Raw genomic sequence first — 21,887 nt, forward strand, 5'->3', positions numbered from 1 at the left:
TTCAATTGAAACAATGAAAAAATCTGCTGGCATATCTATTGAGTAATAATTACCACTTATGGATACAAAAGACGAAAAACCCGAATCAAACGAAACGATTGAAGTTCCGGCGGAAAAGAAAAAATCAGCTTTAAACCCGAAGGTATTTATCTTCGGTGTTCCGTTGTTCATACTTCAATTATTAATTGTGTACTTCGTAACAGCCAATATTCTTTTAAGTAAGATACATCAGAATAATCCTGAACTGGCTGGAGGCGAAAGTGAAAACGGACAGCAGACAGAAAATGCTGATACGTTACAGAACAGTCAGCAGAATGTTGAACTGGGTAAATTCATTTTTCTTGTTGAAGATGTAATTGTAAATCCGGCAGGAACTGAAGGTAAAAGATTTTTACTGACCACAGTCGGATTTGATATTGCAACCGAAGAAGAGATGAAGGAACTTCAGAGTAAGGAAGTGCTGGTGAAAGACATGGTCATTTCAAAATTATCTTCAAAAGATATTGTCCAGTTAAACAATTCAGCTTACCGCGATACAATCAGAACAGAACTTTCATCCGAAATCAAAAGATTAATACCGCGGGTCAATATCAACAACATTTATTTCAGTAAATATATTTTTCAATAACTATGGCAGAAGTACTTTCACAACAGGAGATTGATCTTCTTCTGAACAAAATGAAAGACGGTACAGCGGAAGAGCCTGCGCCGACAGAAACAAAGGAAGTTATTCCTTTTGACTTCCGTCTGCCTAACCGTATTTCTAAAAACCAGCTTCGTACATTGAAAAATGTTCACGAAAATTTTTCAGAAAGTTTTGCTTCCTACCTTGTCAGCAAGCTGCAGGCAATTGTAAATATTAATGTCACATCTGTCGATCAGATATATTATTCAGAATATGTTCTTTCAGTTTCCAATCCCGCATGTCTCTTTACCTTCGATATAAACAATACGGACATAAAAGGCATACTTGAGCTAAGTCCTGATTTTGCTTTTGCCCTGGTTGACCGTTTGCTCGGCGGAAACGGTTTGGGAACAAAATCAAATAAGATAATAACACCTATTGAACAGATGGTGCTTAATGTAGTGGTAGAAAGAATTATGCTTGATCTGAAAAAAGCATGGCAGGCAATTGATTCTTTTGATTTTGCTGTTGAGCGATTTGAACCGGACATTGATTTTGCGCAGATCACTTCACAAAGTGAATCAGTATTGCTTATTAGTTTTGAGATAACATTCGGTGAGCAGAGTTATATGATGAATCTCTGTTTCGCTTTATTTGCGTTTGATACTATACTGACAAAAATGTCATCTCAAAAACTTTCTGCCATTCGTCCCGGTAAATACCAGGGCACAACGGCTCAGGAAATAATATCGTCACAGCTTTACAAAACCATCTTACCTGTTTCAGTTGAATTCGGCAAAGCCTCGATATCAGTAAATGAACTGATTGAACTTCAAAAAGGTGATGTGATAAAACTCAGCACAAAAATTTCCGATGAACACAAAATTAAAATCGGGAATAAAGAAATGTTCCTCGGCAGAGCCGGAACAGTAAACAGCAAAAAAGCAATTAAGGTTACTGAACGTATCGAACAAAAAGAAAATTTACTTTAAGGTATAAACATGAGTGAAGAAATATTAAACGAACAAAACAACCCCGGAAAAACTAAACCTGAATCGCTTCCCGACAGCACAAACGGTTCATTGAAAGTCAGCGGCGCAATTGCGGACTTTGACGAATTCGATGAATCATTTAAACATGGCGGCTACGGCGAGGATAAGCTGGAATTCCTTAAAGACCTTCAGCTTAATGTTTATATCGAACTTGGAAAAACACAGATGCAGATTAAGGATGTTCTTGAACTTGAACGCGGTTACGTAATTGAGCTTGATAAACTTGCAAGCGAGCCGGTTGATATTTATGTCAACAATAAAAAAATCGCTGAAGGCGAAGTAGTTGTTATCGATAAACACTTCGGAATAAGAATAACAAACCTTCACGATTCGAATAACAGGTTAAAGGGATTGTACTGATGTCATTCTTCGATATTCTGAAGACGGTACTACCTTTAATTTTTCTTCTTGGATTCCTTTATCTCGTTCTTTACCTGGTAAAGAAATATTCTTTTTCATTCCGGAAAAAGAATATCAAAATGCTGAACGTAAAAGTTCTTGCAACTCAAATGATACTTCCCAAAAAATTTATTTCAATTATTAAAGTTCAGGATAAACTGCTTGTACTCGGTATAAGTGATGCATCCATAACACTTCTTAAAGAACTTGACAGTACTGATGAAATTGATCAGGAGCAGTCAGCTGCCGACAGCGATGTAAAGCTGGACTTCAAAGATATCTTCAAAAAAAATCTCGGCATAAAATGAAAAAGTACTTTTTATTGATACTGGTAATCTTCTTCGTTCTTACTGCTGGACTTACCCCTGCTCAGCAGAACCCGACGATATCATTGCCTAAAATCGGTATCGATGTTGGTACTTCCGATTCGCCGCAGGATATTTCTGTAACGCTCCAGATTCTGCTCCTGATGACTATTCTTTCATTAGCTCCTTCTATCATGATTATGACGACATGTTATCTCAGGATCATAATCGTATTTCACTTTTTAAAAAGTGCTATGGGAACACAATCAATGCCTCCGGGACAACTGCTCGCGGGCATTGCGTTGTTCATAACATTTTTTGTTATGGCTCCAACCTGGAAACAGGTAAATGATGAAGCGCTTAAACCATTAATGGATGGCAAGATTACAGTCAATGAAGCTTATGATAAAGGCATTGAACCAATACGAAGTTTTATGTTCAGAAATGTAAGGGATGAAGATCTGGAACTGTTTATCGGGCTTGCGTCACTGGAGCGTCCGGCAAACAGGAATGAATTACCTACATACATAGTGGTTCCGGCGTTCGCAATCAGTGAACTCAGAGCAGGATTTATAATCGGTTTCTTTTTATTTATACCTTTCCTTATGGTGGATATGATCATATCAAGTATTCTTATGTCAATGGGTATGATGATGCTTCCTCCAATGCTGATATCGCTTCCTTTTAAAATTCTTCTATTCATATTAGTTGACGGATGGAACCTGATAATAGGCTCTGTTGTGAGGAGTATTCAATAATGACAGAAGAATTAATTATAGAAATAATGAAGGAAGTTTTCTTCACAACTTTTCTTGTCCTGCTTCCCGTACTTGGTGTTTCGCTTGTTGTAGGTATAATCATCTCGATTTTCCAGTCCGCTACATCAATACAGGAAATGACATTAACTTTTGTTCCTAAAATTTTAATTACAGCACTCGCAATAATTTTTATGCTGCCGTGGATGATGGACAAGATGATAAACATTACACTCAAACTATTCACAATGTTTACCACGGTAGTCCGATGACTAACATACTTGTAGCTGATTTTGTCCTGGTTCTTTTGATCTTTTTGCGGATAATATCTGCTATGGTTGCCTCCCCTGTTTTCAGCAATAAAGCATTACCGGTAATTCCCAAAATTTTTATCTCGTTTGTAATTGCTTACATAGTTTTTCTTTCTGTTGACACGGCACAGGTAAAGTTTGATATCACTGTATGGTCGCTTTTCTTTTTTGCTGTCAAAGAAATTATTACAGGACTGATTATAGGCTTCATGATGAATTTCGTGTTTTACGGAATTTCATTTGCTGGACACATAATAGGATTTGACATGGGTTTAACAATTGCCGATGTATTTAATCCAATGGAAGAGACAAACAATAACGTGGTCGGTGAAGTGATTTACATCTCTGCGCTGCTCGTTTTTTTTCTTATCAACGGACACCATTATTTAATAAGAGGTCTGGCTTATTCATTTTCAGTTGTTCAGCTCGGTAAGTTTTCAATCAATGCCTCCGTTTATGATCTTCTTGTAAAATACTCAGCATCAATATTTATAATTGCTGTTAAGATTTCATCACCGATACTTGTTTCATTTTTCCTGGTACATCTTGGTGAAGCAGTAATTGCACGCGTGATGCCCCAGGTTCAGATATTTTTTGTGACTCAACCTTTGAAAATAGGGATTGGGTTTTTACTGATTATGATCGCGGTTCCGTTTTGTATCTATGTAATAAAAATTCTTTTGAAGGATTATGAGAATAATCTTTTCACACTTGTTAAAGCGATGGGTTCATAAATGGCAGAAGTAGACGGCCAGGAAAAAACCGAACAACCTACCAGTAAAAAGCTGCAGGAAGCACGCGATAAAGGTCAGGTTGCAAAAAGTATGGAGATAAACTCCTTTGCAATATTTACATCGGGACTACTTCTTGTTTTAATAAGTCAAAGTCATTTGGGAACACAAATGTCCGAAATGTCTATAAAAATTTTTAATTCACTTGATGTGCTTGAACTAAACGCAAATATGATACAGGGATACGCCGCACAGGCTTTAGCATTTTTTGTTATAACAATCGGACCTGTGTTCGCTGGTATTTTTGTTGTCGCGTTAATTGCTGGAATTTCCCAGGTCGGATTTAAGATCAGCGTAAAGGCATTAAAACCAAAATTCAATAAACTTAATCCTATCAACGGAATAAAAAGTTTGTTCTTTTCATCAAGATCTTTTGTTGAATTCGGCAAAGCACTCGCTAAACTAACAGTGATTGGATTGTTCACTTACTTAGTTCTTTACGATTTTGTAATTAACTCGCCATCATTAACTGATCTTACTGTTTCTGAAATCGTTTCATACCTGCTTGACGCGGCTTATTCATTCCTATGGAAAGTTGCGTTGGTATTTGCGGCTATAGCTGCAATTGATTTTCTATATCAGCGAAAAAAGTTTAACAAAGATATGATGATGACCAAACAGGAAGTGAAAGAAGAATTTAAACAGAGTGAGGGTGATCCTTTAATTAAATCGAGGATTAAAAAACTTCAGTATGAAGCTGCAAAAAAACGTATGATGCAGAATATTCCCAAGGCTGATGTTATCATAACAAACCCTACACACTATGCCATAGCATTGAAATACGATATGCAGAAGGATAAAGCTCCCCGCGTATTAGCTAAAGGCGTAGATGAGCTTGCTCAAAGAATTAAAAAGATTGCAGCAGAAAATGATATACCGATGCATGAAGACAGGGAACTTGCAAGGATGTTATATAAAATGTGTGACATCGGAGACTTAATTCCTACTGTGTTATTTAAAGCGGTAGCACAAATCCTGGCTTATGTCTACCAATTAAAAAATGAAAAGAAAAAAAGATCGATAGTATAACGTGAAATCATTAGGAAGAAATTCAGATTTAATACTTGCATTCGGGTTGATATTTATGTTAGCCCTTATGCTGGTCCCGCTTCCGGCTGGATTGCTTGATTTCTTTCTTGCACTCAACATTACACTTTCAGTATTGATACTGATAGTCGCATTGTATATTCAATCACCTCTTGATATATCTGTCTTCCCCGGCTTGTTGCTTGTACTAACTCTTTTCAGACTTGCATTAAATATCAGTTCCACAAGATTAATACTGATTGATGGTTATGCCGGAAAAGTTATTGAAACTTTCGGGTCATTTGTTGTAAGCGGAAATTACGTTGTAGGATTTATCGTCTTTATAATTCTTGTAATCATCCAGTTTATAGTGATCGTGAAAGGTTCAGGAAGAATTTCAGAAGTTGCCGCAAGATTTACTCTGGATGCAATGCCCGGCAAACAAATGGCTATTGATGCTGATCTGAATACCGGACTAATAACTGAAGCTGACGCACGCAAAAGAAGAGATGAAATCAGTCGTGAAGCAGAGTTCTACGGTGCAATGGACGGTGCAAGTAAATTTGTAAAGGGAGATGCAGTAGCGGGAATTTTAATTAATGGTATTAACATCATCGGCGGATTTATTATTGGTGTCGCACAGCGAGGCTTAACATTTGGTGATGCACTTCAGTCATATACAATACTTACAATTGGTGATGGTCTTGTATCTCAGATTCCGGCGCTGATAATTGCCACAGCCGCCGGTCTTGTTGTTACAAGAAGCGCTGCCGGCACCGCGCTTGATTCACAAATGAAAACGCAGTTGTTCTCAAACCCGCGCGTACTTGCAACAGTTTCAGGAATGGTTTTATTGTTTGCTGCTTTACCGGGAATGCCTACAATACCTTTCGTCGTGTTAAGCATTACACTGGGCACCTCATCTTATCTGACTAAGAAAAAACGTTCCCTAGTACAGACAGTTGTTAAAGAGGAAGAAGTTGCACCCGAACAGACAGAAGAAAGAGTTGAACAATATTTACAAGTCGACCCAATTGAAATTGAAATTGGCTACGGGCTTATAAGTCTTGTTGATGAAAAACAGGGCGGAAATCTTTTTCAGAAAATTTCTTCAACAAGAAAATTTATGGCGCTTGAGTATGGAATATTAATTCCGCCGGTTCGGGTAAGAGATAATCTCCAGCTTGAGCCGAACGAATACCTGATAAAAATAAAAGGCAACATTGCTTCAACATTTGAAATTTATACCGACAGATTTCTTGCAATGAATCCCGGAGGCATAGCAGAAACACTTAACGGAATACCAACACAGGATCCTGCTTTTAACCTGCCGAGTTACTGGGTTACTTCGCAGGAAAAAGACAGGGCTGAAGTTCTCGGATATACGGTGGTCGATAGTATTTCAGTTCTGTCAACACATCTGCAGGAAACCTTGAAACAAAATTTCGATAAAATATTAACAAGGCAGGCTGTTAAACAACTTCTTGAAAATCTTAAGAAGGATTACCCGGCTGTAATTGAAGATATTCATCCGGATGCACTTTCAATCGGGACAATTCAAAAGGTACTCCAGAATCTTTTAAAAGAGTTTATTCCTATAAAAGATCTTGTACAGATTCTTGAAGCATTGATCGACTATTCGAAAGTAACTAAGAACATAGATGTATTAACTGAATACGTGCGTCATTCAATAGGCGATACAATTGCAAGCCTTCACAAAGACAGCAACGGAATAATACACGCAGCAGCACTCGGTGAAGTACTTGAATCATCAATAACAAAATCATTACAGAACCAGAAGGAAGCCGTACAAACGCTGGGTCTTAGCCCGAACGTGCTTCGTGAGCTTAACAATATTCTTGAACAAACTGTAGAAAAATTTAAAGGTCTGGGCTATTTGCCGCTCATAATTACATCGGCGACAATCCGACCATACTTTTACAGGTTAATCAATTCAAGCTTCAGGGATATTATTGTGTTGTCATATTCGGAATTACCATCACAGATAGAAATTGAGTTAATAGACAGGATAGAGGTTTCAAATGCAAATTAAAAAATTTGTTGCCCCGACACTTAAAGACGCAACTGAACAAATGAAAAGTGAACTCGGAAGTGATTCACTGATTCTCAGCACAAGGATCATCGAAGGCAATAACAAGTATGGTAAGAAGAAAATGTTTGAAGTTACCGCCGGCATCGAGGATACATTTGATAAAATGCCCGGGATGAAACATACTGCCGTTGAAGAAGCTGAGGATGAAAAAAGTTTCGCCCGTGAACTTAAAAATCTATCAGAAAAGATCTACGCGGAAAAGGATAAACAAAGACGTAAGGTTGTACAGGAACGGCTGCCGGTATTTGATGAAATATCAGACAACGGCAATTCGGACATTGAAAAAGAATTAAAAGAAATTGTTGATACCTTATTACTTCGCGAAGTTCAGAAACCAATTATCACTTCTATTCTTAATCAATTAAAGAAGTACAAGAGTTTCCTTCATTCTTCCAACATCGATAACTACGTTGTTTCTTCAATCGCATCAATGATACCGACAACAAGTTTTCAGTTAGTCAAAAGAGATAATCCGAAAATTGTTGCACTGGTTGGTCCTACCGGAGTTGGTAAAACAACCTGTATCGCAAAGCTTGCTGTAATTTCAAAGATACTTCACAATCTTAACATCGGGTTGATATCAATTGATACATACAGACTCGGAGCAATTGACCAGTTAAGAATTTTTTCCGAGGTAAGTAATATCGATATGCTTGTTGCTTATGAACCGGATGATATCCCTAAACTTATAAACCAGTTTAAGAAAAAAGATCTGATATTTATTGATACAGCCGGAAGAAGTCAGAAGAACAAAGAATATCTTTTAAAGACAAAACAATATCTTGATGCAGCTAAAGTGGATGAAACCTATCTTGTAATGAGCGCTACCAGCACTACTAAAACTTTGTTTGATGTTGCGGAAAATTTTAAACTCTTCAACTATAAAGCGTTGATGTTCACAAAGATTGATGAAGCCGTAGCACTCGGTAATGTTCTAAACATGGTATCTAACTTTAAAGTGCCAACAATATTTTTAGCTAACGGACAGGTTATTCCGGATGATATAATATCTGCCGATGCTGAGTTTATTGCAAAAATGATTTATACAGGAAAGTTCAGTAAATGATAGGTCAGGTTGAAAGGGTTGTTGAACTAAACAATCTGAAAAACGGAAAGAACAAAAAAACTGCAGTTAAGACGATTGCTTTTACTTCCGGAAAAGGAGGAACAGGTAAAACTTTTCTGGCAGTTAATATGGCGTATGCAATTTCCGAGTTGAACAAGAAAGTTCTCCTTGTCGATCTTGATTCAAACCTGTCGAATGTGAATATCCTTCTAAATATGAATTCAAAAAAAACATTAAATGAATTCTTCACCGGAAGGAAACTGCTTCCCGAACTTATCACGCCTTTCGAAAATAATCTTCATATAATTTTCGGTGATTCAGGAAAATTAGATTATGATATTCCAAAACCTGAAATGGTAAAACTTTTGTTCAGTCATCTTTCAAAAGTCTCCGCAGATTATGATTACATTTTTCTGGATACCGGTGCAGGCGCACACGATGACACGATAAATTTTTTGCTTCACTCATCACTCAATGTAATTGTAACAACACCGGAGCCTACATCGGTGATGGATGCTTATGTTATGGTAAAGCTTTTAAAAAGCAACGGCTACGCCCATAAAAATATTGTGATCGTGAATAAGTGTTCGACTGATGAAGAAGGAGCAATGGCATTCAATAATCTTAATGTCGCATCAAAACATTTTCTTAGTGAAGATCTTCACCTGCTCGGATTTGTACTGTTGGATTCACTTGTAAGAAAATCAATTATTGACCAGGAAGTACTTCTTAAAAATTACCAGAACACGAAATCCGCAGGTCAGGTTCGCAAGCTTTCACAGGGTTTAATTGAATTCATTCAACTGGCCAATATTAACCAATCTAAAGTTTCAGCATATCAGCATAACCGCTGAAAACCCTTTATTTATCAACACATAACTGATCTTTTCATTCGCGTTCCGGTGGTATAGTCTTTGAGTTTATCATCTGAAAAATTGAAAAGGTTATGAATAAAATAGTACTTCACTTCGGTTTGCTGGTCTTCTTTTTAACAATAATATTCTTCAGCCAGAAAGGGGAACCGCTGGAAGGTATTCTGTTAAAATCCACCGTAGTTTTTATTCTTACCACTACTATCCTGAGCATACTCACATTACTCTTCATGCGCTCGATAACCAAAAGTACAATTAATAAACAAAAAGATTTGTAGGATAAACAGCAGGAAGTAAGGGAATGAACAACACAAACTTATGGACGGAATATAAAACCTCCCCTTCATCAGGTCTTAAAAAACAAATTATGATGAATTATACCAGCCTCGTTCACTACGTTATTCACCACTCTAAATTCGTAAACCTGGAAATACTCGATGACAGAGATTACTTTCAATTTGGTATCGAAGGGTTGAGTGAAGCCATTGACAGGTTTGATCCTGATTATGGAACCAAGTTTGAAACTTACGCAATCCAGAGGATCAGGGGAAAAATTTTAGATGAGCTGAGAAAGATCCAGATCAAACCACGACCTGTAACCGCGGATAGCCAGAATGAAGTTTACTATTCAAACGTATCTCTTAACAGTTCCTATGATGATGAAGACGGATATATGCTTTATGAAATGATACCCAACCAGGAAGAAATACCTGACGTTACAGTTGAAAAAATTGAAGCAAAGGAAATGCTCGTAAACGCAATGAAGGAACTGGAAGAAAGGGACCGCTTAATACTCAGTTTATACTACTACGAAAACCTAAACTACAAAGAGATAGCAAAAATTTTAAAGATAACCGTTTCGCGTGTGTCACAAATCCATTCACGAATACTTGAATTGTTAAAAGATAAACTTGTGTTTTTAAATGACTAATACTCAATCAAATACTAAAACTGCAGCTATAAAAAAGTTTAACCTTGAAAGCATAAGGAATCTTCCCTCAATACCTATTGTGATGCTGGAAGTTTCCCGTATGCTTGATAATCCCGCTACCAATGCTTCAGAGCTTGGTAAAGTAATAAGCACTGACCAGGGAATGGTTGCAAAAATACTTACAGTAGCTAACTCACCTCTGTATGGTCTTCCGAGAAGGGTCTCTACAATTGATTTTGCAATTGTAGTGCTTGGATTTGATCATATAAAAAATATTGTCATCGCTCTTTCAATGATGGAGGCTTTTAAGGAAAGTTTTGATCCGGCATGGAATAAAAAAGCATACTGGGTGCATTCACTTACAACGGCAAGTGCCGCAAAAAGAATAGCGGATGAACTCGGTTACAGAAAATCTGGTGAAGTATTTACTGCAGCATTACTGCACGACCTTGGTATTTCAGTTATTCAAAGATACCTGCACGATGATTACAAAAGTATTTGTGAACTGGTAAGACAAGACGACTGCTCGTACCTTGAAGCCGAGAATGAAGTGATGGGTTTAACACACCAGGAGATCGGTGAGTTCCTGGCTGACAGGTGGAACCTGCCTTCAGTGCTTGGTGATGCAATTGCTCATCATCACACACCTTCCCAGTCAAAGGAAAATAAAACACTCACATCAATAATTCATCTTGCGGATTATATGACGCAAAGATTAAACATTGGACATTTTGAGTGGGACAACAAAATAGCATTAGATAAAGAGATTATTTCAATTTTAAATCTTGGGGATGAAAATTATCTAAACAACTTCATAGCCAGCTATGAAAAATTATTCCAAAGCCAACTTGATTCACTAAACAATTAAAAAGAAAAAATTATGATGACGATGATTTCAACTCAACAGCAAAGAAAATCCAAAACAGAATTGGTGCTGACAAATATTTACAACCTCCCTCCTATTCCAAAAATTATTACGGAGGTTTTAAAACTGATCGAAAATGAAAAAACAAGTACATCTGAATTAAGTAAGGTGATCTCCAAAGACCAGGGACTTGTAACAAAGATTTTAACAATAGCCAACTCCCCTCTTTATGGTCTTCAGAGAAAAGTAACAACTATTGACTTTGCGGTGATGATACTCGGGTTTAGTGAACTGAGAAGCATCGTTTCTGTGCTTTCGATGATTGAGTCATTCAGAAATAAAACTGATAAATATCTTGATCAGAAAGAATTCTGGATACACTCTTTCCTTACAGGTACCGCAACAAAACGTATTGCCGAAGATCTTGGATTTTCAAACAGCGGTGAAGCTTTCATCGTTGGTTTTCTGCATGAGATGGGAGTATCCGTAATGCACAGGTATCTGCATTCAAACTTTATGACCATTTGTGATCTCGTAAATACAAAAGGATATACTTATCCTGAAGCAGAGATGGAAGTACTCGGGATGAACCATCAACAGATAGGAAATTTTCTTATGGAAAGATGGAATTTCCCATCAACACTTTCACAGGCAGTGTTAAATCATCATACTCCGACAGAGAACAGCAGCAATGTAATTCTGCCATCGCTCATTCACCTTGCTGATCTTATGACAAAAACATTAAGAGTCGGAAATTTTAAATGGGATGATCACCTTGTAATGGATGTTGATGCTATCAAAGCGCTTGGATTTCATTTTGAAGACGATGTTGAAAAATTTATAGCACGATACAATGAATTATTTACAAACCAGTTAGAAGCGATAAGGCATATCAGTTGAGAGTCATAAAACAAAATAATCTTAGATTTGAATCATTTCAAAAATCACTACCGGTTGTTGACCGGAACGGTGATCCGGTAAAAAAACTTAAGCTTGTTGTTAACGGTACTGAAAACAATATAGTTCAGGAATCCGTAGTTGAGAACAGGTTCGTTTCGATATTTAACAGGTACTCTGCAAAAGTTTCTGTTCTTAATGATGAACAGGAAATTGCCGAATTATTTTCTTCAGTTATAAAGCAGATCATCCCGGCATCCCAGGCTGAAATTTTTCTTCTTAATAAATCACAATCACAATTTGAAGCAGTACGAAATAACTGCGATCAAAGCCTGCTGCGTTTCATTAATTCGGCTTACAAAGAAGGGATAATCGATTGGATATTTGAAACTGGTAAACCTAAAATAATTCCAGAACTAAGTTCATATAAACTGAATGAAAGAAAATATAATTATATCCTGCTTCCGATTTCAGAAGGAGTTGAGAATAAAGGTATACTACTGATACTGACTTCTCTTCAGAATCTTGGTGAAGAAGGAAAAGATTATCAACTGGTCCGCATCGTTATTAACTCAACATTAACAAAACTTGAACTGCTCAAGGCAAGATCCGAACTTGTTTCCACATACAGGGAAATGCAGGTTTATCAATCAAAGCTCTCCAATGATTTTAAACTTTCCGCGATAGGCGAGCTCACATCAGGAATAGTTGAAGATATTTTATCACCATTGCAGGTAATCATGAGCAATGCAGATTACCTAAGCAAAGGAATAAATGATGAAGATGCGGGGATTGTTGACAACATAAAAAGCCAGGTTAAAAAAGTTGAGAACGTGATCAGCCGGCTTGTTAAGTTTGCTGATGTCGGTGATGAGCAGATAAAAATTTATCCTTGCAGCGTAAATGAGCTTATCAACGATTATTACAGCGTTGTACAATCCTCTTTAAGAGCTAAGAATGTAGAATGTATACTCGATTTTGAAAAAAACATTCCTCCTGTTTTAACACACCCTGACTATATAAGCCAGCTATTAACAAATGTTTTCAGTCTGATTGGTTCTACGAAAAGCGATGAGGGTGGAATACTTCTTCAGACCAAATACCAGCAGGAGAAAATTCATATAAGAATAATCACAACAGTTTTTATCAAAGAACTTAATAAGGCTGAACAAAGCGTTGAAATGCAGATAATCTCCAACCTGATGAAAAAACACGAAGGTAATGTTGATGCAAGTTCAGACCTGTCAAAAGGTTCAACCATAATTTTAAGTTTTCCTTTAAAAAGAAAATTAAGAAAATGAAAAAACTCTGCCCGTTTTTATTGCTGGTCTCACTTAACTATTTAATGATGAGCAGTTCCGCTCTGTCGCAGAAAATTTATCTCGACAGTATTGCTGTTGTAACGGAAACACAATCCGGTGATTCGATTAACATCAGTGAAATCGTAAGCCGACAGATAGAATCAGCTCTGCTAAAGCAAACTTTAGCTGATCAGATTGATTCAGTTAAAATTGATTCAACCTCATTATCAGTATCGGATCAAAAATCAGAAGAGACTGACAGCGCTGTTGTAATACCGGCTGCTAATCTTAACAATAATATTAAGGTTGAGTTCAACACTTCAGGTATAACCAAAAACATAAAGAAGGAAGAAAGCGGAATTGATTACCGTGTAACCGTCCTCTCAGCAGCGGTTTTACTTGCTGCAGGTGTTGTTTCCTTCAGAAGAATAAGGATAAACCGGAAATCAGGTTTTAAAAATTTAAAGCAGAATATCAACCTTTTGCGTGAAGAAAAAATTATTAAATCAGCCGATAAAAAATTATCCCGTTTAAGAACGGCACTAAAAAAATCTGCTGACACAATGGGTGACCTGGAAAAATCAGTTTCATCGACAGCAAAAAATCTTAACATCGCAAAAGGTGAACTTATGCTTGCCGCAAAAATTAAATCATTTGAATTATCCAAATCATGTACACCACAGCAATAAGCAAGATACTCCCCGTCTTTGATGTGATTCCGGTTCAGGAAATAACACTCCCGAAATCAGCATTAAAAATAAATTCACTTGTTGATATAACTGTTATTGACAAAGCCCAATCATTATACCGGATACTTGCAGGCGGTAAAGTTTTTGAAACAAGACTTCCTGTTCCTGCCAGCATCGGTGAAAACCTGTTAGCAATCGTAGTTAATAATAATCCGACTGTATTCAGGTTGAATAACCTTTTCGGTTTTATACCGGGAGATAAAATACTTTCTGAAGTGTTAATGAAACTTAATCTGCCCATAACCCGGGATACAAAAAATATTTTACAGCTTCTTATCGAAACCGATAAACCGTTATTAAAGTCAAAGATAAAAAAGCTTGCAGAACTTATTGAAAGCGGAGATACCGAGATTGACAAAAGTTCGGTTGAACTTTTTGCTCAACTTATCTGGTCTGCAGAAAGCTTTGAAGATTTTGATAAGAAAAACCTGAAGCATTTCTATTACAGTTTTGAAGACCTTGCACAAAAGATTCTTATTGAACTGAACCACATTTATAAAAAGAATCCTTACGATGAATTGTTTCCGTCACTTAATAACTGGTTGATAATTCAGCCGGAAACAATCAGCGGTGATTCAAAAATGCTTCTGCACATCATGAAACATTTTGAATCCAGTTTATCTGAATGGCTGGATAACAATTCGGAATTGAAAAACTCATCCATTTACTCTCTTCTGAATTCATACTCAATGCAAACATACTACAGAAAAAGAGCGGGACTAACAAACGGAATGCTTCTTATAAATACAGATGACTCGCTGGAGTATGCTTCCTATGAATTAAAAAATGCAGGCATACAGGATGATACATTGTTTTTCAAACTTCAGATGAATCCTTCGGCTCTTGGCAGGATTAACATTGAAGGATATTATAGTAACGGGAGTATGCGGGTAAATTTCATAAGTACATCAGATTCAAAAAAAATAATTGAAGCAAATTCAGCAGAGTTGAAAAATTCACTGGACAAAAAAGCCCGATTGATTTCATCCATAACCGCACATGCTTTTGGTCAGAATGATTCGACAGTTATAACTCAAACTTTTTCAAACAGGAGTATAAATGCTACAGCCTGAAAAAATTAAGGGTGCCGTTGCTTTGGGCTATGATGCTGAAACCAATTCCGCTCCGGCAATTCTTGCAAAAGGAAAAGGTGAACTGGCAGAAAGAATTATCAAAGCCGGTGAGGAGAACAATATTTTTATTCAACAGGACGAGATGTTATTCGAATCACTATATCCTTTAACAGTTGGCGATGAAGTCCCGGTAAAAGTATACAGAGCGGTTGCTGAAATATTAGCATTCGTTTATAAACTCGAAGAAAAAGAGAAAGCAGGAATAATATGATAAAAGGAATTTATGTTGCAGGCAGAAGTCTTGATCAGAAGATGAAGAACATAAGCACGGTTGCAAATAACATTGCAAACCTGAATACAACAGGTTATAAAAGAGAAGTCCCTTTTCTTGAAATTCTCTCTCAGGTATCACAACCGGTTGTAAAGGATATAACGGACTTCAACCAGGGTGATGCTATCCCGACCGAAAACCCGCTTGACCTTTTTATAAATGGGAAAGGATTTTTCACAATTAAAACCGAGCGCGGGCTTGAATTTACACGTAACGGAAAATTTAATGTATCGAATGACGGTTTTCTTGTAAACGACCAGGGCTATAGGGTTATGGGAAGAAACGGCGAAATAAATTTAACAACTACAAAGTTTGATGAGAACCAGACCTTATCAATTTCAAAAACAGGCGAGATAAAAATCGGTGAACAGCCGGTTGATACACTTTTAATTGCTCATCTTGATAATCTACAGCAGCCTAAAAGAATTGACGGCGCAAGTTTCATTACTGTTGATGATGAATTTCAATTAGCAGGTGAAAGTGATTTCGAAATCAAACAGGGTTATTTAGAAGAATCGAATGTGAATGCTATCATCGAAATGGAATCGATGATACAGATCAACAAAGAATATGAAACTGCAAGCAAGATGATCGCAGCACTCGATCAGTCACTTGAAAAAGCAGTGGATATTGGAAGAGTTTAATAACAGGAGGAGAAAATGCCAACAAGAGCATTAAGAACAGCAGCTTCGGGAATGTACGCTCAACAGCTTAACATTGAAATTATCTCGAACAACATTGCAAACATGAACACAACCGGCTTTAAGAAAAATAAAGCCGAGTTCCAGGATCTTATGTACCAGGATGTAAACGTCCAGCCGGTATCATCTCAGACTCCGGGTATTTATGACTCGGCAACAAATAAAATTCAGGTTGGTAACGGAGTACAGACTTCTTCCACATCTAAACTTTTTAAACAAGGCGATGTTACACCGACAAACAATCCTCTTGATGTTGCAATCCAGGGTGAAGGATTCTTCCAGATAAGAAAACCCGACGGATCGTTTGTGTATACAAGAGATGGTTCATTCAAAATAAATTCAGAAGGACAGATTGTTACTACAAACGGTTATGTTCTTGATCCCGAACTAACTCTTGACCAGGATGCGCTTAGTGTAGCAATCGGAAGAGACGGCACAGTAGAAGTTCACCAGGTCGGCGGAGAAAGTTTTGTGATCGGTAGTATTGAACTGGTAAGATTTATGAATCCCGGCGGCTTAGATGCACTTGGTGAAAATCTTTATGCTGAAACTGAAGCATCAGGCAACCCGATACTTGGGACTCCCGGTACAGATGGCTTTGGTGAAGTGATGCAGGGCTACCTTGAAGCATCCAACGTAGATATTGTTGAAGAAATGATCTCAATGATATCCGCACAGAGAGCTTATGAAATAAACTCCAAGACTGTTAAGACAGTTGAAGAGATGATGACAATGACCAACAATCTTAAACGCGGTTAATGATGTTAGCAATACTGCTTAACATATTGTTAATGTTTAATGGAAATGATCAGCTAAAAATTTCAGTTGAGGAATATTTAAAGAATAATCTTACTGGTTATTCGTCATTTGAATTTCAGATAATCAATCAGCCTGAGAATTATAAAAGCATTTCAATTGATGAAAGCGGTCTTTTCACACTGAACGGAAATTTAGCAACCGTTCCTGTGAAAGTTTTTTATGCTGATAACTCATCTCAAAAGAATCATCTCATTTTGCGTATGCGTTTATTTAAAGAAGTGTTCATTGCTTCAAGACAAATAAAAAGGAATGAGAGCATTGCAATTTCAGATATTAAAATTGAAACTAAAGACATCACACAAATGCGCGGCACTCCTGTTCAAACAATTTCAGAATTGAATGACTATATAGTTAAATCAAATATTCCCCAAGGTTCAGTTTTGATTTATGAATACCTGACCACGGCACCAATAATTAAAGTCGGTGAAAAAATAACCGCGCAATCACGTTCAGGTAATGTTTTAATAACTGTTGAAGCATTTGCCAAACAGGATGGTGCTGAAGGTGAAACCATAAAAATTCAAACAAAAGATAAAAAACAGTTTAGGGCACGGGTCCTTGATTCACAAAACGTTTTAATAATTGAGTAAAAAATGAAAACGATATTCACCCTTTTAATTTTAATCACTGTACCAACATTATTTGCACAGGATATGCGGAACAATTCATTCAGTTCTTTGTTCTCAGATCAGAAAGCAAACAGGGTTGGTGATGCTGTTACAATACTTGTTGTTGAATCTTCGCAAGCATCAAACAATGCAGAAACTTCAACAGGTAAAAAAAGTGACCTTGGTTTTAACTTCAGCGGCGGACTTGATGATACGCAGCTTCCTTCTGTTGATGTTGGTATTGGCAGCAACAATGATTTCCGCGGAGCCGGATCAACAAAAACGACAGGGATGATACGCACTAAAATCAGCGCTACAATTGATTCTGTTCTGCAAAACGGAAACCTTCTTATAAGAGGAAGCAGAAAAATTGTAATCAATGGTGATGAACAGGTTCTAAACATAAAAGGAATTGTAAGATCATCAGATATATCTGCTGATAACTCTGTGTTATCGTATAATATTTCTGAAGCAGAAATTGTATTTGAAGGTTCAGGTATGATTCAGGACGCACAAAACCCAGGCTGGTTAACAAAATTTTTCCACTGGATATTTTAGGATGAATATGAAAAAGTTGTTAATGATTTTATCGTTTGTATTATTCATTCACTCTTTATCCTTTGCACAGAGGATAAAAGATATTACATACCTGACAGGAGAAAATTCCGAACAGGTAATCGGATATGGAATTGTAGTTGGTTTATCAGGGACCGGTGATAGTCACAGATCAATTTTTACAGTTCAGTCCATTACAAGTATGTTAAAAAGATTTGGAATAACCGTTCCTCAATCTGATTTAAGAACAAAAAACGTTGCCGCAGTTATGGTTACAGCAACATTAAATTCATACCTGAAAACAGGGGCTAAGTTTGATGTTACAGTTTCATCTCTTGGTGATGCATCAAGTCTGTTAGGCGGAACTTTACTTATGACTCCCCTTTCAGGAATGAGCGGAACAGTTTATGGTTTTGCACAAGGTCCGGTTTCTGTCGGAGGTTATGATATAAATACACCCACCGGAAATCGTGTTGCAAAAAATCAAACTCTTGCGGGTAGAGTTCCAATGGGTGGTGTTTTAAAAGAAGCAGTTAAACAAAATCCATTATCAAACCAGGATTTAAGTTTGTATCTAATCAAACCTGATATGACAACATCATTTAATGTTACAACTGTTATTAATGGAAAGTTTGGAGACGGCACTGCAATATCAACAGATGCAACAGAAATAAAAGTTAAAGTTCCTGCTGACAGGCAAGCTGATATTGTAGGATTTATTGCTGAACTTGAATCAATTCCAGTTACAATAGACAACACAGCAAAAGTAGTTTTAAATGAAAGAACCGGAACAATTGTCGCCGGAAGTAATGTTAAAATTCTTCCTGTGACAATCTCACATGGAAATCTTAACATAACCATAAGATCATATCCAATCATTTCACAGCCGGGAGCTTTTTCTTCAGGAAGAACTGAAGTATTCAACAACATAGTTCCTTACGCAACACAGGATTCAACAAACTCAATTGCAATTGAAGGTGCATCAAACGTACAGGAAGTCGCTGCAGCTTTAAATTCATTAAAGGTTAGACCACTTGATATAATCCAAATATTCCAGGCGTTAAAAGAAGCCGGAGCTTTGGTTGCAGAATTAGTAATCATCTGATAATGATGGACGAAATAAAATTAAAAATAACTGATCCGAAAAAACACTTTGAGCAGTCGGCTGCTATAACAAAAAATTATAGCGACGAACAGAAGTTCAAAATTGCAAAGACATCAAAAGATTTTGAAAGTCTTTTAACATCTATGATGTTGAAGAGTATGACTTCAACAACGAACGGTTTATTCGGTGATGAGAGTTACGGCGGTGATTTCTTTAACACAATTTTTGAAACGGAACTTGCAACGCACATTTCAAATCAACAGAGTCTTGGTGTTGCCCAGATGTTGTACAAAAAAATAACCGGCGAAGAAATGCCCAACCAGCCGGTCAAAATAAATATGAACCCGGTTGAATCTAAACCAAAATTAGAACTGAAAGTAGATATTCCAGAGAATCATACTATCAAACCGACCAATCAGTCATTAAAAAGACTGAATAAATATGAAAACATAATTGAAGATGCAGCTAATAAATTTGGGTTGGATAAAAACCTTATAAAATCGGTTGTTTTAACAGAATCTGCCGGAAATGAACGTGCTTTATCAACAGCAAAAGCAAAAGGTTTAATGCAATTAATGGATGGAACCGCCTCTGATATGGGTGTAAAAAACGTGTGGGATCCCCGCGAAAATATCTTCGGCGGGACTAAATATTTAAGCGAAATGCTTCGACAATATAATGGGGATTTGAAGCTTGCCCTTGCCAGTTATAATGCTGGTCCGGGCAATGTAAATAAATATAATGGTGTTCCTCCTTTTGAAGAAACGAGGAATTATATCCAGAGAGTTCTCGGATATTACAATCATTTAAATCAAATATGAGATGATGATGAACGAACTATTAAATTCTTTAACCGAACAGCAATCAAATCTTCAGGAGTTTCTTGGTGTTGTACAGAAGCAACAACGAGCATTGGTGGAAAATAATCTTACTTCGCTTGAGGAAAGCATCAGCCTTGAGGAAAAGGTTCTTCAAAAAATTGAAATGACTGAAAAGAACCGTGAAGAAATAATGAAGAACTTATCAAGCGCTTATTCGATCAAAATTAAATCGTTAAGTGTTAGTGATTTTTTAAAGCAAATAGGAAACGTCAATCATCCTTTGGTTCAGAAAATAACAGAACTATCGGATGCAATAAAAACAGTTATCACAGATATAACTAAAGTTAATTACCAGAATAAACAGTTGATAAATCACTCAAGAAATTTTATTAAGGAAACAGTTAACCTGGTATTTGGAACAAGCGGGAGTCAACTCTTAGATAAGAGGATGTAAAATGAGTATCAGCAGAATATTTGATATATCAAGAAGGTCTTTAGCAGTTTATCAGCGTGCGCTTGATGTTACTGCTCATAATATTTCTAACTCGTCTAATCCGAATTTTTCAAGACAGAGAGTTTTAATCACCACAGAGACTCCGGAAATAACTGCCGGATTTATCTGGGGAACAGGTGCTAAACTTGACAATATTCTGCGTGCCCGTAACCAGATGAACGATTCACAGATAAGAACAAATAATTACAAGTTTGCAAGCAGCTACAAACAATCAGAACTATTGGGACAGGTAGAAGAAGCTTTTTCCGAACCATCCGAACTGGGATTATCAAGTTTGATGAATGAGTTTTTCAGTTCATGGACTGAATTATCCGTTTCACCAAACTCAACACCTTTAAGAAGCAACGTTGTGCATGCCGCGCAAAAACTTTCATCAAAAGTAAAAAGTATTCACGATAATCTTGAAGTAATAAAGAATGATACTTTAAGTGAATATAAAGAAGGTGTAAATACACTAAACAGACTTCTTTCAGAAATCAAAACTCTTAATCAGCAGATCTATGAAACAAGTGTGGCGGGATATTCGCCTAACGATTTACTTGATCAACGGGATGCAGCGATTGACCAGTTAAGCACGCTTACAAACATTACTGTTTCAATGGACAGTGATAATATGGTCAGCATATCCATTGGCGGCGTGTTTGCGGTTAACAGGAATCATTCATCAGAATTTAAGATAAAAACAACAAACGGAAAACTTGGATTAACAACAACGGATTCCAATCTTGATGTGAATATAATCGGCGGTGAACTTCACGCTTTATCCGATGTTTATTCAAACAAGATTCCCGACTACCTGGATAAAGTTGATGAAGTAGTTAACCAGTTATTTAATTCAGTTAATGCTCTTCATACAACAGGTCATACTTTAACTGATCCTCCGCAGACGAATATTAATTTCTTTGAAAGTTTTACGAACGGTTTCCTTACAATAAATAATGATATCATCAATAACCCTAATCTCATCGCCGCTTCTGCAGATGGAACCTCCGGCAACGGAGAGATTGCTTTGCAGATTTCTGAATTGATGAATCAAACGATTTTAAATGGTTCCACTCTGGGCGATATATACGGTAATCTGGTAAGCCAGATTGGAAATGAAAAATTATCAGCTTCGCAATCTGCTGAATCAAGCTTGCTGATACTTGAGCAGCTTGATATGCAGCGCGCATCTTATTCAGGTGTTTCGATTGATGAAGAGATGACAAATGTTATAAAATTCCAGCGTTCTTACGATGCATCGGCAAAATTAATAAAGGTTGCTGATGAAATGCTGGAAACACTAATCAATATGGTGTAAGC

27 protein-coding genes are annotated in these 21,887 nt (G+C 36.9%); all 27 read left to right on the top strand.

The genetic code is table 11. The features are described 5' to 3' along the window. The first annotated feature begins 58 nt into the window (after nucleotides 1-58). The 27 genes from IPM56_14715 (at nucleotide 59) to flgK (ending at nucleotide 21,885) form a co-directional block, all read left to right on the top strand. The gene (locus IPM56_14715) at nucleotides 59-628 is read left to right on the top strand and encodes a flagellar basal body-associated FliL family protein (protein QQS35485.1); all 570 of its coding nucleotides are present in this window, start codon (nucleotides 59-61) and stop codon (nucleotides 626-628) included. Nucleotides 629-630: 2 nt separating this feature from the next. Continuing rightward, nucleotides 631-1,617 (top strand): flagellar motor switch protein FliM, encoded by a 987-nt coding sequence (gene fliM / locus IPM56_14720; protein ID QQS35486.1) that lies wholly within the window; start codon nucleotides 631-633, stop codon nucleotides 1,615-1,617. 9 nt (nucleotides 1,618-1,626) lie between these two features. Continuing rightward, on the top strand, nucleotides 1,627-2,037 hold the full coding sequence (gene fliN, locus IPM56_14725) for a flagellar motor switch protein FliN (GenBank protein QQS35487.1): 411 nt from the start codon (nucleotides 1,627-1,629) through the stop codon (nucleotides 2,035-2,037). Next, nucleotides 2,037-2,384, top strand: coding sequence for a flagellar biosynthetic protein FliO (gene fliO, locus IPM56_14730; GenBank protein QQS35488.1), 348 nt, complete (start codon nucleotides 2,037-2,039; stop codon nucleotides 2,382-2,384). The genes fliN and fliO overlap by 1 nt, the downstream gene beginning before the upstream one ends. Further along, a complete protein-coding gene (gene fliP / locus IPM56_14735) occupies nucleotides 2,381-3,139 on the top strand; it encodes a flagellar type III secretion system pore protein FliP (protein QQS35489.1) in 759 nt (252 codons plus the stop codon). The genes fliO and fliP overlap by 4 nt, the downstream gene beginning before the upstream one ends. Further along, nucleotides 3,139-3,408 (top strand): flagellar biosynthesis protein FliQ, encoded by a 270-nt coding sequence (gene fliQ / locus IPM56_14740; GenBank protein QQS35490.1) that lies wholly within the window; start codon nucleotides 3,139-3,141, stop codon nucleotides 3,406-3,408. The genes fliP and fliQ overlap by 1 nt, the downstream gene beginning before the upstream one ends. Beyond that, entirely contained in the window at nucleotides 3,405-4,181 is a 777-nt protein-coding gene (gene fliR / locus IPM56_14745) for a flagellar biosynthetic protein FliR (GenBank protein ID QQS35491.1), read from the top strand. The genes fliQ and fliR overlap by 4 nt, the downstream gene beginning before the upstream one ends. Further along, a complete protein-coding gene (flhB, locus tag IPM56_14750) occupies nucleotides 4,182-5,267 on the top strand; it encodes a flagellar biosynthesis protein FlhB (GenBank protein QQS35492.1) in 1,086 nt (361 codons plus the stop codon). 1 nt (nucleotide 5,268) lies between these two features. Next, a complete protein-coding gene (gene flhA, locus IPM56_14755; GenBank protein ID QQS35493.1) occupies nucleotides 5,269-7,317 on the top strand; it encodes a flagellar biosynthesis protein FlhA in 2,049 nt (682 codons plus the stop codon). Continuing rightward, nucleotides 7,307-8,443 (top strand): flagellar biosynthesis protein FlhF, encoded by a 1,137-nt coding sequence (flhF, locus tag IPM56_14760; GenBank protein ID QQS35494.1) that lies wholly within the window; start codon nucleotides 7,307-7,309, stop codon nucleotides 8,441-8,443. Before flhA ends, flhF begins: the two co-directional genes overlap by 11 nt. Next, on the top strand, nucleotides 8,440-9,297 hold the full coding sequence (locus IPM56_14765) for an AAA family ATPase (protein QQS35495.1): 858 nt from the start codon (nucleotides 8,440-8,442) through the stop codon (nucleotides 9,295-9,297). The genes flhF and IPM56_14765 overlap by 4 nt, the downstream gene beginning before the upstream one ends. Before the next feature lie 92 nt (nucleotides 9,298-9,389). Continuing rightward, a complete protein-coding gene (locus tag IPM56_14770) occupies nucleotides 9,390-9,593 on the top strand; it encodes a hypothetical protein (protein ID QQS35496.1) in 204 nt (67 codons plus the stop codon). 23 nt (nucleotides 9,594-9,616) lie between these two features. After that, nucleotides 9,617-10,246 (top strand): sigma-70 family RNA polymerase sigma factor, encoded by a 630-nt coding sequence (locus tag IPM56_14775; GenBank protein ID QQS35497.1) that lies wholly within the window; start codon nucleotides 9,617-9,619, stop codon nucleotides 10,244-10,246. Beyond that, a complete protein-coding gene (locus tag IPM56_14780; GenBank protein ID QQS35498.1) occupies nucleotides 10,239-11,114 on the top strand; it encodes an HDOD domain-containing protein in 876 nt (291 codons plus the stop codon). Before IPM56_14775 ends, IPM56_14780 begins: the two co-directional genes overlap by 8 nt. Before the next feature lie 12 nt (nucleotides 11,115-11,126). Further along, nucleotides 11,127-12,011: an HDOD domain-containing protein gene (locus IPM56_14785; protein QQS35499.1), complete on the top strand. Its 885-nt coding sequence runs from the start codon at nucleotides 11,127-11,129 to the stop codon at nucleotides 12,009-12,011. Next, nucleotides 12,008-13,309 (top strand): HAMP domain-containing histidine kinase, encoded by a 1,302-nt coding sequence (locus IPM56_14790; GenBank protein QQS35500.1) that lies wholly within the window; start codon nucleotides 12,008-12,010, stop codon nucleotides 13,307-13,309. Before IPM56_14785 ends, IPM56_14790 begins: the two co-directional genes overlap by 4 nt. Further along, the gene (locus IPM56_14795) at nucleotides 13,306-13,998 is read left to right on the top strand and encodes a hypothetical protein (protein ID QQS35501.1); all 693 of its coding nucleotides are present in this window, start codon (nucleotides 13,306-13,308) and stop codon (nucleotides 13,996-13,998) included. The genes IPM56_14790 and IPM56_14795 overlap by 4 nt, the downstream gene beginning before the upstream one ends. After that, nucleotides 13,980-15,131, top strand: a complete 1,152-nt coding sequence (locus IPM56_14800; GenBank protein QQS35502.1) for a flagellar hook-length control protein FliK — start codon at nucleotides 13,980-13,982, stop codon at nucleotides 15,129-15,131. Before IPM56_14795 ends, IPM56_14800 begins: the two co-directional genes overlap by 19 nt. Further along, nucleotides 15,118-15,402, top strand: coding sequence for an EscU/YscU/HrcU family type III secretion system export apparatus switch protein (locus tag IPM56_14805; protein ID QQS35503.1), 285 nt, complete (start codon nucleotides 15,118-15,120; stop codon nucleotides 15,400-15,402). Before IPM56_14800 ends, IPM56_14805 begins: the two co-directional genes overlap by 14 nt. Next, entirely contained in the window at nucleotides 15,399-16,106 is a 708-nt protein-coding gene (locus IPM56_14810; protein QQS35504.1) for a flagellar hook-basal body protein, read from the top strand. Before IPM56_14805 ends, IPM56_14810 begins: the two co-directional genes overlap by 4 nt. Before the next feature lie 15 nt (nucleotides 16,107-16,121). Further along, a complete protein-coding gene (flgG, locus tag IPM56_14815) occupies nucleotides 16,122-16,922 on the top strand; it encodes a flagellar basal-body rod protein FlgG (GenBank protein ID QQS35505.1) in 801 nt (266 codons plus the stop codon). A gap of 2 nt (nucleotides 16,923-16,924) precedes the next feature. Further along, nucleotides 16,925-17,572, top strand: coding sequence for a flagellar basal body P-ring formation protein FlgA (gene flgA / locus IPM56_14820; GenBank protein QQS35506.1), 648 nt, complete (start codon nucleotides 16,925-16,927; stop codon nucleotides 17,570-17,572). Nucleotides 17,573-17,575: 3 nt separating this feature from the next. Next, nucleotides 17,576-18,148, top strand: coding sequence for a flagellar basal body L-ring protein FlgH (locus IPM56_14825; protein ID QQS35507.1), 573 nt, complete (start codon nucleotides 17,576-17,578; stop codon nucleotides 18,146-18,148). Between the two features lie 7 nt (nucleotides 18,149-18,155). After that, complete coding sequence (locus IPM56_14830; protein ID QQS35508.1) at nucleotides 18,156-19,250, top strand: flagellar basal body P-ring protein FlgI; 1,095 nt, start codon at nucleotides 18,156-18,158, stop codon at nucleotides 19,248-19,250. A 5-nt stretch (nucleotides 19,251-19,255) separates the two neighbouring features. Then, nucleotides 19,256-20,071, top strand: coding sequence for a transglycosylase SLT domain-containing protein (locus tag IPM56_14835; protein ID QQS38324.1), 816 nt, complete (start codon nucleotides 19,256-19,258; stop codon nucleotides 20,069-20,071). Between the two features lie 7 nt (nucleotides 20,072-20,078). Next, nucleotides 20,079-20,525 (top strand): flagellar protein FlgN, encoded by a 447-nt coding sequence (locus IPM56_14840; GenBank protein ID QQS35509.1) that lies wholly within the window; start codon nucleotides 20,079-20,081, stop codon nucleotides 20,523-20,525. Nucleotide 20,526: 1 nt separating this feature from the next. Continuing rightward, nucleotides 20,527-21,885, top strand: a complete 1,359-nt coding sequence (gene flgK, locus IPM56_14845; GenBank protein ID QQS35510.1) for a flagellar hook-associated protein FlgK — start codon at nucleotides 20,527-20,529, stop codon at nucleotides 21,883-21,885. Nucleotides 21,886-21,887 lie beyond the last annotated feature (2 nt).

This window comes from Ignavibacteriales bacterium (assembly GCA_016700155.1).
Classification (GTDB): domain Bacteria; phylum Bacteroidota; class Ignavibacteria; order Ignavibacteriales; family Ignavibacteriaceae.

Excerpts from the sequence above, each read along its gene's own strand:
- IPM56_14715 (QQS35485.1), top strand. The coding sequence starts at position 59 with ATGGATACAAAAGACGAAAAACCCGAATCAAACGAAACGATTGAAGTT.
- fliM (QQS35486.1), top strand. The coding sequence starts at position 631 with ATGGCAGAAGTACTTTCACAACAGGAGATTGATCTTCTTCTGAACAAA.
- fliN (QQS35487.1), top strand. The coding sequence starts at position 1,627 with ATGAGTGAAGAAATATTAAACGAACAAAACAACCCCGGAAAAACTAAA.
- fliO (QQS35488.1), top strand. The coding sequence starts at position 2,037 with ATGTCATTCTTCGATATTCTGAAGACGGTACTACCTTTAATTTTTCTT.
- fliP (QQS35489.1), top strand. The coding sequence starts at position 2,381 with ATGAAAAAGTACTTTTTATTGATACTGGTAATCTTCTTCGTTCTTACT.
- fliQ (QQS35490.1), top strand. The coding sequence starts at position 3,139 with ATGACAGAAGAATTAATTATAGAAATAATGAAGGAAGTTTTCTTCACA.
- fliR (QQS35491.1), top strand. The coding sequence starts at position 3,405 with ATGACTAACATACTTGTAGCTGATTTTGTCCTGGTTCTTTTGATCTTT.
- flhB (QQS35492.1), top strand. The coding sequence starts at position 4,182 with ATGGCAGAAGTAGACGGCCAGGAAAAAACCGAACAACCTACCAGTAAA.
- flhF (QQS35494.1), top strand. The coding sequence starts at position 7,307 with ATGCAAATTAAAAAATTTGTTGCCCCGACACTTAAAGACGCAACTGAA.
- IPM56_14765 (QQS35495.1), top strand. The coding sequence starts at position 8,440 with ATGATAGGTCAGGTTGAAAGGGTTGTTGAACTAAACAATCTGAAAAAC.
- IPM56_14770 (QQS35496.1), top strand. The coding sequence starts at position 9,390 with ATGAATAAAATAGTACTTCACTTCGGTTTGCTGGTCTTCTTTTTAACA.
- IPM56_14775 (QQS35497.1), top strand. The coding sequence starts at position 9,617 with ATGAACAACACAAACTTATGGACGGAATATAAAACCTCCCCTTCATCA.
- IPM56_14780 (QQS35498.1), top strand. The coding sequence starts at position 10,239 with ATGACTAATACTCAATCAAATACTAAAACTGCAGCTATAAAAAAGTTT.
- IPM56_14785 (QQS35499.1), top strand. The coding sequence starts at position 11,127 with ATGATGACGATGATTTCAACTCAACAGCAAAGAAAATCCAAAACAGAA.
- IPM56_14795 (QQS35501.1), top strand. The coding sequence starts at position 13,306 with ATGAAAAAACTCTGCCCGTTTTTATTGCTGGTCTCACTTAACTATTTA.
- IPM56_14800 (QQS35502.1), top strand. The coding sequence starts at position 13,980 with ATGTACACCACAGCAATAAGCAAGATACTCCCCGTCTTTGATGTGATT.
- IPM56_14805 (QQS35503.1), top strand. The coding sequence starts at position 15,118 with ATGCTACAGCCTGAAAAAATTAAGGGTGCCGTTGCTTTGGGCTATGAT.
- IPM56_14810 (QQS35504.1), top strand. The coding sequence starts at position 15,399 with ATGATAAAAGGAATTTATGTTGCAGGCAGAAGTCTTGATCAGAAGATG.
- flgG (QQS35505.1), top strand. The coding sequence starts at position 16,122 with ATGCCAACAAGAGCATTAAGAACAGCAGCTTCGGGAATGTACGCTCAA.
- flgA (QQS35506.1), top strand. The coding sequence starts at position 16,925 with ATGTTAGCAATACTGCTTAACATATTGTTAATGTTTAATGGAAATGAT.
- IPM56_14825 (QQS35507.1), top strand. The coding sequence starts at position 17,576 with ATGAAAACGATATTCACCCTTTTAATTTTAATCACTGTACCAACATTA.
- IPM56_14830 (QQS35508.1), top strand. The coding sequence starts at position 18,156 with ATGAAAAAGTTGTTAATGATTTTATCGTTTGTATTATTCATTCACTCT.
- IPM56_14835 (QQS38324.1), top strand. The coding sequence starts at position 19,256 with ATGGACGAAATAAAATTAAAAATAACTGATCCGAAAAAACACTTTGAG.
- IPM56_14840 (QQS35509.1), top strand. The coding sequence starts at position 20,079 with ATGAACGAACTATTAAATTCTTTAACCGAACAGCAATCAAATCTTCAG.
- flgK (QQS35510.1), top strand. The coding sequence starts at position 20,527 with ATGAGTATCAGCAGAATATTTGATATATCAAGAAGGTCTTTAGCAGTT.